The organism is Kitasatospora sp. NPDC085895 (assembly GCF_040702125.1).
GTDB classification, from domain to species: domain Bacteria; phylum Actinomycetota; class Actinomycetes; order Streptomycetales; family Streptomycetaceae; genus Kitasatospora; species Kitasatospora arboriphila.
The window spans coordinates 1-13263 of the sequence record NZ_JBFBJY010000080.1 but is presented as its reverse complement, the minus strand read 5'-3'; the positions used below and the strand labels follow the sequence as shown (position 1 = coordinate 13263).

9 protein-coding genes are annotated in these 13263 nt (G+C 75.2%); 2 read left to right on the top strand and 7 right to left on the bottom strand.

Translation table 11 applies throughout. The annotated features are described in order from the left end of the window. Nucleotides 1-3: 3 nt before the first annotated feature. The 7 genes from AB0442_RS33800 to AB0442_RS33770 form a co-directional block, all read right to left on the bottom strand. Nucleotides 4-771, bottom strand: coding sequence for a serine/threonine protein kinase (locus AB0442_RS33800; RefSeq protein WP_366167422.1), 768 nt, complete (start codon nt 769-771; stop codon nt 4-6). Nucleotides 772-1034: 263 nt separating this feature from the next. Continuing rightward, nucleotides 1035-2243 carry a PP2C family protein-serine/threonine phosphatase gene (locus tag AB0442_RS33795; protein WP_366167421.1) on the bottom strand — a complete coding sequence of 403 codons (1209 nt, stop codon included), beginning with the start codon at nt 2241-2243 and terminating at the stop codon, nt 1035-1037. Between the two features lie 158 nt (nt 2244-2401). Then, entirely contained in the window at nt 2402-5398 is a 2997-nt protein-coding gene (locus AB0442_RS33790; protein ID WP_366167420.1) for a LuxR C-terminal-related transcriptional regulator, read from the bottom strand. A 45-nt stretch (nt 5399-5443) separates the two neighbouring features. Next, complete coding sequence (locus tag AB0442_RS33785) at nt 5444-6040, bottom strand: DUF1349 domain-containing protein (protein WP_366167419.1); 597 nt, start codon at nt 6038-6040, stop codon at nt 5444-5446. Between the two features lie 148 nt (nt 6041-6188). Further along, the gene (locus tag AB0442_RS33780) at nt 6189-6488 is read right to left on the bottom strand and encodes a hypothetical protein (protein WP_366167418.1); all 300 of its coding nucleotides are present in this window, start codon (nt 6486-6488) and stop codon (nt 6189-6191) included. Nucleotides 6489-6700: 212 nt separating this feature from the next. Then, nucleotides 6701-8635, bottom strand: a complete 1935-nt coding sequence (locus AB0442_RS33775; protein WP_366167417.1) for a protein kinase — start codon at nt 8633-8635, stop codon at nt 6701-6703. A 294-nt stretch (nt 8636-8929) separates the two neighbouring features. Next, nucleotides 8930-9892 (bottom strand): NAD-dependent epimerase/dehydratase family protein, encoded by a 963-nt coding sequence (locus tag AB0442_RS33770; RefSeq protein WP_366167416.1) that lies wholly within the window; start codon nt 9890-9892, stop codon nt 8930-8932. Nucleotides 9893-10092: 200 nt separating this feature from the next. Between AB0442_RS33770 and AB0442_RS33765 the strand changes: the two genes are divergently transcribed. Then, nucleotides 10093-10800: a TetR/AcrR family transcriptional regulator gene (locus tag AB0442_RS33765; protein WP_366167415.1), complete on the top strand. Its 708-nt coding sequence runs from the start codon at nt 10093-10095 to the stop codon at nt 10798-10800. A 1123-nt stretch (nt 10801-11923) separates the two neighbouring features. Continuing rightward, nucleotides 11924-13263, top strand: a 1340-nt coding sequence (locus AB0442_RS33760; protein WP_366167414.1) for a M4 family metallopeptidase, incomplete at its 3' end; no start/stop codon positions are given.

Sequence of the window (13263 nt, the reverse complement as noted above, 5' to 3'; positions counted from 1 at the left end):
GGCTCACCCGGCACCCGCCGCACGGCGTTCCCGGCGGGAGGGCAGCAGCGCCAGGTGCTCCTCGCGCACCAGGTCGAAGCGGAGCGCCAGGTCGACCAGCTCCTCGCGCTTGCGCAGCGGCCCCGCCCCGTCCTCCGAACCCTCCGGCCGCAGCCGGAGTTTGGACTCCGCCAGGTAGTCGATGTGGTAGTTCACCGCCGACCGGCTCGGCCCGGCGGCGCCCGGACCCCCGCGCAGCCGCTCCACCACGTCGCCGACCCCGGGGACGGCCGCGGAGGTGCCGCGCAGCCGCGGCTCGCAGAGCGCCACCAGCACCAGGAAGTACTTCGCCGTGGCGTCCAGCGCGAACGGGCTGACGGTGTGTTCGCCCGGCGGCCCGGCCTGCGCCCGGTCCAGGTAGGCGTGCTGCGGCGCGAAGACCTTGAAGTGGCAGCCGCCGCCCAGCGAGGGCAGCACCACCCGGGAGAACTCGAACGGCACCGGCGCCCCCAGCCGCCCCGGCGCCACCTTGAGGTGCTCCCCCGCGCCCTCCAGGTTCTCCACCACGTAGGTCGCCGACCGGCTGAAGTTCGACAGCCGCCAGTAGTCGGAGGCCGCCGTGAGCTCGCCGGCCCGGCGCGAGACGCCCTGGTCGGGCAGCGGGATCGCGACCGGCCTGCCCGGTGCGCCGCGGCCGAAGTCCGCGCAGTCGTCCGGGCCCATCCGCAGCAGCCGCGGCTCGGCCTGCGGTCCCCCGCCGGTGTCCGGCAGCTGCACGATGACGGTGTCCATCACGCCCCCCTCGGCGAATTCCCGCTCCGCCGGCGGCCCTTGCGCACGACAGGACGGACCTGCGCACGCCACGGCGGAGCCCGGAGACACACCTCGTGTGCCCGTGGCGTGACTCAGTGTTCCAGAAAAGGCATGCTGCGTGTGCGATGCTTCGGCCCTCGTGCCGGGCGCCGGGCACGCTGCCGTGCCGGACGTCGCCGCAGGCCGACGTGTCGGCTGCCGCGCGGTCGGCGCCGCCGGGGCCGGTCGGCCGTTGGAACCGGTCAGCCGCGGGGATGCCACTCCACCAGCACGATCGTGGCGTCGTCGTGCAGGCGGTGGTCCTGGTGCTCCAGCAGGGCGAGGATCAGCCGCCGCAGCGCCTCGGGGGCCGGCTCGCCGGCCGCGGCCGAGCGCACCACCAGGTCGACCAGCCGCTCCTCGCCGAACAGGTCGCCGACCCCCGACCTCGCCTCGGTCACCCCGTCGGTGTGGACGAGGATGCGGTCCCCCGGCTCCAGCTGCGCCCGGTGCACGGTGACCGGCCCGCGCGGATAGCCCTTGCCGAGGCCCAGCGGGAGATGGGCCGGGCGTTCCAGCGCCCGGGGCACCACGTGCTGACGGCGGATCAGCAGCGGCGGCGGATGGCCGAAGTTCACCCAGCTGAGCCGGCCGGTGCCGGTGTCGAGCTCGGCGAAGACCGCGGTCAGCAGCCGGTCCGGGATCCACCGCGCCAGCGCCCCGTCCACCGCCTCGGCGATGTCCGCCAGACCGCCGCCGGCCCGCCGGGTGGACCGGCTGCCCGCCACCGCCACCGCCGACGCGCCGCCCGACGCCAGGTCGTGGCCCATCGCGTCCACGACCGTCAGGTGCAGCCGGTCCCGGAGCAGGCTGTGGTCGAAGGCGTCACCGCCGATCTCGTACGCGGGCTCCAGGGCGGCGGACGAGGTGACGTTGCGGGTGCCCAGCGTCCGCGGCGGCATGAACGCCCAGGCCAGCTCGGCCTGCAGGGTCATCGGCCGGCTCCGGACGGCCTCCGCCATCACATCGCTGAACGCCGACTTCGAGACCACCAGCAGGGCGGTCAGCGAGGCCAGCGTGCGGCCCCGCTCGTGCACCGCCGGGCCGGGAGCCGCGGCCGTCACCCGCAGGACGCCGATCCGCTCCACCCCGTCGACGAGCGGCAGCCACAGCTCGACCCGGCCGTCGGCGGACGACTCCTGCGGTTTCATCGTCCGGTACGCCCAGCCCGCGAGGGTGCCCTCCACGGGGACGCCCGCCTCGTCGCCGCCGGGCCCGCGCGGCCGGTCGTCGGGCAGCGGCACCAGACGGACCTGCTGGAGGTCGGCCAGGTAGACGGCTGCGCCGGCCATCCCGAGCGCCCGGGCGGTGTCGTCGACCAGGCCGGCGATGTCGCGCGGCCCCACCTCGTGGGACATCTCCAGGAACTCGCCGACCACCCGGCCGACCCCGGCCTCGTCCACCGCCGCCACCGCCTTCTCCTCGGACGGTACCCCTGCACCCCCGCCCGTTGCATCGAACCACCGCCCCACCCCCCACGGCGACCGGACGGCAGCGCGGGACGGACCCGGCGGGCGAGTGCCGCGACGGCGGCGGGAGCGGGGGTGCCGATGGCAGGTGGGGGCGGTCGCTACGGACGGCGGGTGGGATCGGTGCCGAGGTAGGGGGCGGGGCCGGGCGGGAGGCCGAGGGCGGTGAGGGCGGTGGTGGCGGCTGCGGTGTGGCGGGCGCCGGCGAGGACGAGGGTGCGGGCGGACTGGTAGGGCGATCCGGCTGCGGTGAAGCCCTCGGCGGTGGCGAGCAGGCCGGGCAGGTCCCCGTCGAGGAGGGCCTGGGCGCGGTCCACCTGCGCGGCGGCGACCGGATTGCCCGCCACCAGCGCCCGGGCGGCGGCGATGCGGCGGGCGGCCCCGGGGTGCCGGGCGAGGACGGCGGCCTCCGCCCGGAGGGCCGCGTACCAGTGCAGCCAGACCCAGGAGACCCACTTCCAGACCTCGTCCGGCTCGGGCGCGAGCCGTTCCATGGCCGCGTCCGCATCACCGTGGTGGAGCAGGACGATCGCGTCGAAGACCGCACCGTAGCCGTGGCGGTGCTCCGGCCCCGTGCCCGCCCGGTCGACCACCGCCAGCCAGGCGTTCCGGGCCTCCCGGTCGCCCCGCAGGCCGTGGACCATGGCGACGGACGCCGCCGCGGGACCGAGCGAGAACGACCGCGGACGGCCGCCGCGCTCCCAGGCGTCCAGGAAGGCCGCACTGCCCGCGAGCACGTCCCCGGCCCGGCCCGCCAGGGCGTCGGCGACCAGCAGCCAGGAGGTGGCGTGGTGGCCCACCTCGGCCAGCAGCGGGTGGTCGGCGAGCTGTCGGCCCAGGCGACGGGCCCCGGGCAGGTCGCCGGCACCCACGGCCGTCCCGGCGGCCATCGCGAGGGCGTCGACCAGTTCGTGGGTGGCGGCCGGGGTCCGCGGCGCCGCGGCGAGGACGGTCGTCCGCCGCCGGGCGGCCGCCGCTGCGGCGAAGGCCTCGCCGGCCCAGCTCCGGGCGCCGGAGAGCGCGTCGAGGGCGGCGGACTCCGCCACCGGGTCTCCCGCACCCCGGGCCAGTGCGACGGCCCGCTCGGCGAGAACCACCGTCTCCTGGGCGGTGTTCTCGACGGCGCCCTGCACGGACCCGTACGCGTCCGCGAGCACCGCCGCCTCGGCCAGGGCGACGGCCGCGGCCGCGGCCGGGTCCTCGCCGGCGAGGCCGCGCGCGGCGGTGAGCAGCGCCTTCACCTCGTCCGCCGTCGGCAGCTGCGCGAAGGAGCTGGAGAAGCGGTGGGCGACGGTGGCGGCGGTCGCCAGGTCGCGGGCGGCTGCGGCGGTGTCCCCGGCCCGGCGGGCCGCCTCGCCGGCGGCCCGGTGGAGGCGGAACATGTCGTCGCCGTTCCTGCGGCAGCCGGCCACCCCGGCGGCGTGCCGGAGCTCCGCCGCACCTGGCTCGTTGTCGGCGGCGGCAGCCCTGTCGGCGGCGTCGGCCGTGGTGGCTGCGTCGGCCGTGTCGACGACCTCGGCCATGGCGCCGCCGGCGAACCCGGCCGCCAGCTCGTAGGTCTGCTGGGCCTCACCGAGCAGGTTGCAGTCGAAGGCCGCCCGGGCCAGGGCGAGGGCGAGCCGATGGGCCTCCGCGTCCCGGCCCGGGTGCTCCGTCCCTCGGGGCACTGCGGCCCGGCTCAGCGCGGCGCGACCGAGGGCGGCCCGGCCGAGGGCGGCACGGAGGTCCGGTGCGACCGTGTCGAAGCGGGTCCGCAGGTCCGGGTCGCCGGCGGCGGGCAGGGCGGTCGCGGCGGAGGTGCACCAGCGCAGGTGGCGGGCGCCGGTCTCCTCCGACTCGCCGGCGTCGGCGAGCCGTTCGGCGCCGTACTGGCGGATCGTCTCCAGGGCCCTGTAGTGGGTACCCGCCGCCGAGTGCGTCACGGTGAGCAGGCTCTGCTCGGCGAGCCTGCCGAGGCCGTCGGCGACCGCGGCCGGGTCCAGCGGGTCGAAGCCCGCGATCCGGGCGGCCGCGTCCGCGGTGAACGGCCCGGCGAACACCGACACCCGCCGCAGCAGGGCGCGGTCCTGCGGCGTCAGCAGGTCGTGGCTCCAGTCGAGCGCCGCCCGTACCGACCGGTGCCGGTCGTCGGCCCGGGAGCCGCCGGCCAGGATCCGCAGCTGGTCGGAGAGGCCGGCGGCGAGACCGTCCGGGCCGAGCGTGGGCCAGCGCGCCGCGGCCAGTTCGATCGCCAGTGCCATGCCGTCGAGCCGTTCGCAGACGGCGGCGACCCGGTCGCGCAGCGCCGGGTCCGGGGGCGGTCCGACGGCCGCCGCCCGCTCCAGGAAGAGGGTCACCGCCTCCGACTCCGTGCCGCCCGCCCGTGACAGCGGCGGAACGGGGAGGACCCGCTCGAACGGCACGACGAGGCGGGCGCGGCTCGTCGCGAGCACCCGCACCCCCGGGCAGGCCGCCAGCAGCCGTTCCAGGAACGGTGCCACTCCGTCGCGCACCTGCTCGCAGTTGTCGAGCACCAACAGAGCCTGACGGTCCGCCAGGGCGGCGAGCAGCGCATCGTCGAGGGTGCCGCCGGGCTGCTCGGCCACGCCCAGGACGGCCGCGACCGCCGCGCCCACCCGCCCGGGGTCGGTGACCGGGACGAGGTCGACGAACCACGCCCCGTCGGCGAAGTCACCGGCCGCCTCCGCCGCCACGGCCAGGGCCAGCCGGGTCTTGCCCACACCGCCCGGGCCGACCGCGGTGACCTGGCGGTACTGCTTCACCGCCTCGGCCAACTCCCCGCGCTCCCGCACCCGGCCGACGAACGCCGTCAGCGGCGCCGGCAGGGCGGGGGCGGGGACGGGGACAGGGGCGCGCGGTGCCGGCGTCGGCGTCGGCGGGGCGGGCTCGGGGTGCGGCTGACCGGTGCGGGTGGGTGCGGCCCGCCGGGCGAGTGCCCTCCGGTCCGGCAGGTCCAGCTTGCGCAGCAGGGAGGAGACGTGCGACTCGACCGTGCGGGCGGAGATGAACAGCCGCGCGGCGATCTCCGCGTTGCTGAGGTGCTCGCCGAGCAGGGCGAGCACGTCGGCTTCACGGGCCGAGACCTCTGGAGTGGACACCGGGTCATTATCCGTACCGCTCCGCACGGTTCGGGACGCCCGGTCTCAGTCCTCGGTGTGCAGGGCGCTGTCGGCGGGACCGAAGGTGAACGCCGTGAAGCGGACCCGGAGGCCGTCGCGCTGCGGGGAGCAGCAGTACGGGCCGGCCGTGGCGTGTGCCTCCGGGGTCAGCGGGGCGTACCGGACGAGCCGCCAGGGGCCGTCCTCGCAGCGGGCCCGGACGGTGAGGGCGTCGCCGCTGCGGCTGGCCCGGACGGTGACCTCACGGCCGTGCCACTCGGGAACGGGCGACAGCGACCAGTCGGAGACTCCGCGGGTGACGACGGCGCCGAGGTGGGCCACGCCGTCGGACATCTCGACCCCGGCCTTGGTCCACGTCGATTCGTCGACCCTGACCATCACCCCGGCCTGGTCGTAGAGGGTGTCGAAGTCGGCGACGAAGGACACCTCGACCGCGGTCCCGTCCGGCAGCGGGGCGAGCAGGGCGTGCCCGTCGTCGCGGACGAAGCCGTACCCGGTGGTGCGCCAGAAGTCGCTGCGGTCGCGGGTGGTGACGACCAGGACCCGGCCGTCCGGGACGGCGGACGCGGGCGGGTTGAGCCAGTGGGCGTCCGGGATGTCGACCGGCTGCGGGGTGTCCATGCCTCTCCTCGGGCCTGCCGCCGCACGGACCGCGACGGGACGGACCAGCCTGTCACGCTGCGGCCGGTGAGGTGCCCGCGGGGTGGCGGAGCGACGACGCAGCGATGGCCAGGATCGGCCGACGGCCCCTCAGAAGGCGGCGGTCCGGTCAGAAGGCGGCGATCCGGGCCACGGCGAAGCCGGCACAGGCGATCACCAGCACGGCGATCAGTGCGATCGGGATCCAGCCGGGCCAGGCGTCGTGGAGTTCGACGGGCTCCGGCAGGGAGATCCCGTGGCAGGTGGACGCCTCGCACTCGGGGGTCTCGGTCGGCGGCACGGAGGGCACCGGCGTCTCCGGTGGGGCGGTGCCGGCCTCGGGTCCGGCGGCCGCGGGTGCGGCGGGCCCGGCCGGGGCGGATGCGCGGGCCCCGGCCGGGGCGGATGTGCGGGGGAGGGTGGTCGACATGACGGCCTCCGGTGTGTCGGGGATGACCGTTCCACGGTCACGCCCCGACGTGCCGGAGGCCGGTCGCATCGTTGCCGCACCGGATCCCGGCAGTCGGCTGTGGGTCACCGCGATCCGTTGCGGATCGCGGGAATCCGGTGCTGGTCCTGCGGATCACCGCGGACGCCCGCGGACCTCGGGCGGGCCCGGAGGTGCGCGGTCCGCAGGCGGCGTCACTCGTGCGGGTAGGTCCGGAAGACGTTGCCCTTGGTGTCCGACGAGAGGTAGCCGCTGCCGTAGGCGTCCGAGAGGTAGACCCGGATGGTCGGCGTCCCGTCGAACATGTCCGGGCCGATGATCAGGTAACGGCTCGTGGGGTTGGGGACCTTGAGCGTGTCCTTGGCCTTCTGCAGGAGGTCCGGGATGATGCTCCAGTCGTAGCCGTTCAGGTCCACCGGCTTGTCGTCGCCGATGACGCTGCCGCCCGGGGTCTTGCTGGTGTGGCCGTTCCGGTAGTCGATCCGGTCGTACAGCTTGGGGTTGTCGGTCTTCGGGGTCTCGGCGATCGCGTACTCGGGGTAGACCGTCAGCTCGTTGATCATCGAGGTGCCGGCGACCGGCTTGATCGCGTCGACCACCGCCTTGACGCCGTCCGTGGAGAGCAGGTCCTTGGGTGCGGCGTTCTTGCCGCCGGCCTTGGTGGCGGTGGCCGCCGGCGTGCCGCTGCCGGTGGTGCCGGTGGTGCCGGCCGCGGTGCTGCTGCCGGTACTCGTGCCGGTCACGTTGGAGCCGGTGCCGCCGTTGTCGTCCTGGATGTTGTTCCAGACCAGCACGCCGGCGAGCACGGCGCCGGCCACCGAGGCGGTGAGCAGCACGGTGCGGCCGCGCGACGCGTTGGCCGGGGGGTGGTTCGGGTGGCCGTTCTGCGGCGTCCAGGCGTTGGTCGGGCCGGTGGACGACTGCGGGTGGCCGTAGCCGCTCATGCCGCCGGTCGGGGACTGCGGGAACCCGTACCCGCCGCCGTTCGGGCCGGACGGCGCCGGCGGCTGCGCCTGCGGGAAGCCGTAGCCTCCGGCGGGCTGCTGCGGGTGGCCGTACCCGGCGACGGGGCCGGTCGAGGGCTGCGGGTAGCCGTACCCGGCGGCGGGCGCACCGAACGCCCCGGGGACTGCCGGGACGCCGTAGCCCGCAGGCGCACCGGCGGGGGTGCCCGTGGGCGCGCCGAACACCGGCTGGGGGGTGGAGCCCGAGCTCGACTCCGGCGGGCCGGACTGCTTGAAGGTCTCCTTGACGGTGGGCGCCCAGTGGGCGGGACCGGCGGCCGGTTCGTCCTGCTCGGCCGCGGCGAGCAGCCGGTCGAGCATCTCGGCGTCGGGTCGCAGCGCAGGGTCCCGGGAGAGCAGGGCGCCCAGCAGCGGGCCGAGCTGCGCACCGCGTACCGGTGGCGGCAGCGGCTCGTCGAGGACGGCCGCCAGGGTGGCCAGCGTGGTGCTGCGGCGCAGCGGGTGATGGCCCTCGATCGCGACGTAGAGCATCATGCCGAGCGACCACAGGTCGGAGGAGGCGTCGCCGCTGCCGCCGCGGATGCGCTCCGGGGCGATGTACTCGGGCGAGCCGATGAGCGAGCCGGTGGCGGTGAGCGCCGTCGCGTCCTGCATGGCGGCGATGCCGAAGTCGGTGAGGACGGGCGTGCCGTCGGTGCGCAGCAGCACGTTGCCGGGCTTGACGTCGCGGTGCTGGATGCCGGCGGCGTGCGCGGCACGCAGGGCGGCGAGCACGCCGCGGCCGATCCTCGCGGCCTCGGGCACCGACAGCGGGCCCTGGACGAGGCGGTCGGCCAGGCTGCCGCCGCTGACCAGCTCCATCACCAGCCACGGGTGCGGCTGGTCGGGGGTGTCGACGATGTGGTGGATGATCACCACGTTGGGGTGCTGGAGGCGGGCCAGGGCACGGGCCTCGCGCAGGACGCGCTCGCGCAGCTCCTGCGCGGCGACCGGGTCACCGGCGAGCATCGCCGGGTCCGGCGGGCGGACCTCCTTGAGCGCGACCTCGCGCTCAAGGGCGTTGTCGCGGGCGCGCCAGACGAGGCCCATGCCTCCGCCGCCGAGGCACTGCAGCAGTTCGAAACGGCCGTCGATGAGCCGTCTCTCCGGCCCCCCAGTGTTCATGCCCGTCATCGTAGGGGGCGGGACGGACTGCCCGTGCCGCCGGGAGATCACGATCGGGCCGCACGGCCCGGGCCCGCCGGCGGTGGCCGGCGGGCCCGTGGAACCGGATCTGGACGAACCGTCCGGGCGGCCGTAGGCGGGGTGATGCCGCGGTGGTGGCCCTCTGGTGGTTCGGTGGCGGTCCGGGGTGATCCGGGAGCCGCCCCGGGGGGATCCGGCGGCAATCCCGGGAGCCGCCCCTGGGTGGTCCGGCGGCGGTCCGGCGGCGTCCCGCTGTGCGGCCGGGCCATCGGTTCAGGAGCGCGGGGCGTGGGCGGACAGCAGGTCCCGGTACCAGTCGAGGGTCTCGTCGAGGGTGCGCTCCAGCGGGATCGGGGCCGTGCCGAAGGCCCTCTCGAAGTCGCCGGAGTCCACCACCTGGGGCTCGGTGTGCTGGTAGAACATCTCGGCGTACTCGGCCATGAACACCTCGTCGAAGGGGCCGAAGGGCCGCGGCGCGTCCAGCACGAAGACGTTCAGCGGTCGGCCGGTCCGCTCCTCGATCATGGCGTGGATCTGGCGGGGCGTCCGGGCGGGCGCGGTCGGCAGGTGCCAGACCCGGCCGTCGGCCTCGGGGTGCTCGCCGAGGGTGGCGAGCCCGACGGCGACGTCCCGGATGTCGGTGTGGCTGTGCGGCAGGTCGATGTCGCCCAGGCCCAACACCTCGCCGCCGGTGAGCGCGGCCGGGAAGACGGCGCCGCCGAGAGTGGAGTTGAGCACGCCGGGGCCGACGAAGTCCGCCGCGCGGCCGAGCACCACCCGGGCCCGGCCCTCGCGGTGCGCGGCCAGGTACACCTCGTCGAGCTCGGCCCGCATCCGCCCCTTGCGGCTGACGGCGTTCCACGGCGTGCGCTCGGTCATCGGCGCGCCGCCGGTCGGGCCGTACGGGTACAGGGTGTCGAGCACGACCAGGCGGGCGCCGGTCTCCTCGACCGCGCCGAGCACGGCCCGCTGGATCAGCGGCATCAGCTCGACCTGCAGGTGGTAGCCGACGTTGACGCAGTGGTAGACGACGTCGGCGCCCTGCACGGCGGCCAGCGCACCGGCGGGGGTGGAGACGTCGGCGGCGCGGCGCTCGACGCCCAGCGGCGCGGGGCCCTCCCCCGAGCGGTCGATCAGACGGACGGCGTGGCCGCGGCGGGCGAGCTCCGCCGCGAGGGTCGTGCCGGCCGGGCCTGCGCCGAGCACGACGTGCAGCTGCTGCTCCTGGGTGTTCATGGTGTCCCCTCTCCTTTGGTCCGTTCGGTACAGGCCATTTCTTTCGCGAGTTGCCCTCGCTTCTGTTAGAGACTGTAACTGTTGCGATTGGAGATCGCAAGGGCGATGAATCGTCAGCGAGATGGAGGCGCAGCCGTGAGAGACTCTCGCCGGAGCGACAAGCCGTAACGAACGAGACGACACGGAGAGGAGCAGCCGAGATGGCGGACTCCCGCACCACCGGCCCGCGCGCCCGCTACCGCGAGCAGACCCGCGCCGAGATCAAGGCCGCCGCACTGCGGCAGCTGGCCGAGGGCGGCACCGCAGCGCTCGCCCTGGTGAAGATCGCCAAGGAGCTCGGCATGTCCGGGCCCGCGCTGTACCGCTACTTCGCCAGCCGGGACGACCTGCTCGGCGCCCTCATCTCGGACGCCTACGAGGACGCCGCCGCAGCCGTCGCCGCGGCCGAGGACCCGCGCGGCGGCCCGCGCGCCCGTCTGCACGCCCTGGCCACCGCCTACCGTGGCTGGGCCGTCGCGCAGGCCCACCGTTACCTGCTGATCCAGGGCACCCCGACCCCCGGCTACACCGCACCACCGGAGACCCTCGCGAGTGCCCGGGCCGTCCTCACGCCCTTCCTGCCGGTCTTCGCCGCCGGCACCCCGGCCCCGGCCACCGCCCCCGTGCTCGCCCAGATGCGGGCCTGGCTGGCGGCGGACACGGCCGTCGCCGCCTGGGTGGCCGCCAGCGCCCCGGACGATCCCGAAGCCGTCGCCACCGCCCTCACCGGAACGGTCCTCGCCTGGAGCACCCTGCACGGCACCATCGGCCTGGAGGTGTCCGGCCACTTCTCCGGCATGGGCCACACCGGGGACACCCTGCTCGCGACGCAGGTCGAGCTGCTCGCCGAGGCCTTCTCGCTGAGGTGATGCACTGTCGCGGGCGCTTCGCGGCCTCGGAGAACTCAAGGGGCCGTCACAGACCGGCACACCCGTAGCGGATGCGGCGCCTCCAAACGGCCAGGACGCCCCCTCCGTCAACAACCGGAGGGGGCAGCGCGGCTGGATCACACCGTCGCCTGCGGGCGCCAGGCACTCGGCAGTTGACGGACGGACCGAACGCGCCTCCCCGCAACGCAGCTCACCCGCACGCCAGCCCGCCAGCCCGCCCGCCCGGACCACCGACGCGAGCACTCCGCCGACCGCTCAGCCCCCAGGCAAACCGGCGGTGCAGCCTCCCCCGGCCGTGCCGCTTCCGGCACCACATCGCACCGGACCGCGACAACGCGGCGCTCCGCCCGCGCCTCCGCCTGCCACCCGGCCGGCCACTCGGCCTGCAGCCCGGAGGACGCCACCCCGAGGCACGTCGAGGCCCGGTCGGCCGCCCGTCCGTCCGTCCGTCCGTCCACGGGTGTGACACACCACGGTCGATCGGCGCTCAGTCAGGTACGGCCCACCCCTGCCACCGGTGCCGAGGTGCGAGACGCTGCCCGCGCCGCGGCGAATGTCCTTTAGGCATTCGCCGCCGAGTCATGCCCTGAAAAGAATTCATGACACCTTCCGGATGCCACTCCGCCGCATACTGAATCGGCTTCTCACCGACAAGTGTCAATACGTGGCGGGACTGCGCCACCACCCCCGCACGCCCTGCGCCCCGCGCACGACCCGGCCGAATTTCGGCGTACGGGCGGCGCGGACGGCTGAGGACGGATCTGACAGCAGATATTGGCCCGGAAATTCCCGACCAAAATCCGACGGGAACATCGCCCGCTGTGGCGAAATCCTGCCATTTGCGCGCCCGCCCTTTCCCGTATGCCTGATCCTTCGTCATGATTCCGGCCGAGCACCACGGCGTACTGTCCGGCCGCTCCCCCGCCGGGTGGCGGATGCCGGCCGATCGCCGGGACGCGCCGCCGGCGCCCGCTCCACCCTCAGCCCGCTCCACCCCCTGCCCGCTCCACCCACCAGCCGGCTCCGCCCTCAGCCCGCGCCGACCCGGCGCCTCGGAGCCGGCGCGACCGCGCACCCGCGGTCCCACCACGGAAGGAACCGAATGAAGCGAAAGCTCGCCGTCGGAGCCGTTCTGTCCTCCTCGGTCGTCCTTGCCGGGGCGATCCAGGTCGGTGCCGGATCGGCCCACGCCGCGCCGGCGCCCGTCGCTGTGGCCCGCGCCCTCGGCCTGTCGGGTCAGGAGCAGTTGATCGTGAAGGACACGATCACGGACCCCGACGGCACCCGGCACGTGCGTTACGAGCGCACCTTCGCCGGTCTGCCCGTCCTGGGCGGCGACCTGATCGTCCACCAGAGCGCGCAGGGCGCCATACGCTCCGCCGACCGCGCCGTGGCCGGCCAGGTCGCCCCCGCATCGCTCACCCCGAAGCTCACCGCCGCGCAGGCCGCCTCCAAGGCGCACGACGCGGTCGCCGCCACCGTCGGAGCCCCGGAAGGCGACGAGCCCGCCCTCGTCTCGGTCGACCGGCCGGGACCGGCGCAGTTGGTGGTGTGGGCGGCCTCCGGCACCCCGCGACTGGCCCACCGAACCACCGTCGGGGGCGTCCGCGCCGACGGCACCCCGAGCAGCCAGGTGGTCGTCACCGACGCCGCCACGGGCGAGGTGCTGTCCAGCCACGAGCAGGTGCAGACCGCCAACGCGACCGGCAGCGGCACGGGCGTCTTCGTCGGCTCGGTCACCCTGACCACCACCTACACCGGCACGACGTACCAGCTGAAGGACGCCACCCGCGGCGGCCAGTACACCGTGTCCATGAACGGCAAGCAGGGCGGCAAGGGGACGCTCTACACCGATGCCGACAACGTGTGGGGCAACGGTTCGGTCTCCGACACCCAGTCCGCCGCCGTGGACGCCCAGTACGGCGCCGCCGTCACCTGGGACTTCTACAAGAACACCTTCGGCCGCCTGGGAATCCGCAACGACGGTGTCGGCGCCTACAGCCGGGTGCACTACGGCAAGAACTACTCCAACGCGTTCTGGAGCGACAGCTGCTTCTGCATGACGTACGGCGACGGCGCGTCCAACACCCACCCGCTGACCGCGCTCGACGTCTCCGGCCACGAGATGAGCCACGGCGTCACCGCCAACACGGCGGGCCTGAACTACTCGGGCGAGTCCGGCGGCCTGAACGAGGCCACCAGCGACATCTTCGGCACCGGCGTGGAGTTCTACGCCAACCTGGCCGCCGACAAGGGCGACTACCTGATCGGCGAACTCGTCGACATCCACGGCGACGGCACTCCGCTGCGCTACATGGACAAGCCCTCCAAGGACGGCCGCTCCGCCGACTACTGGTCCTCCTCCGTGGGCTCCCTGGACGTCCACTACTCGTCCGGCGTCGCCAACCACTTCTTCTACCTGCTGGCCGAGGGCAGCGGCGC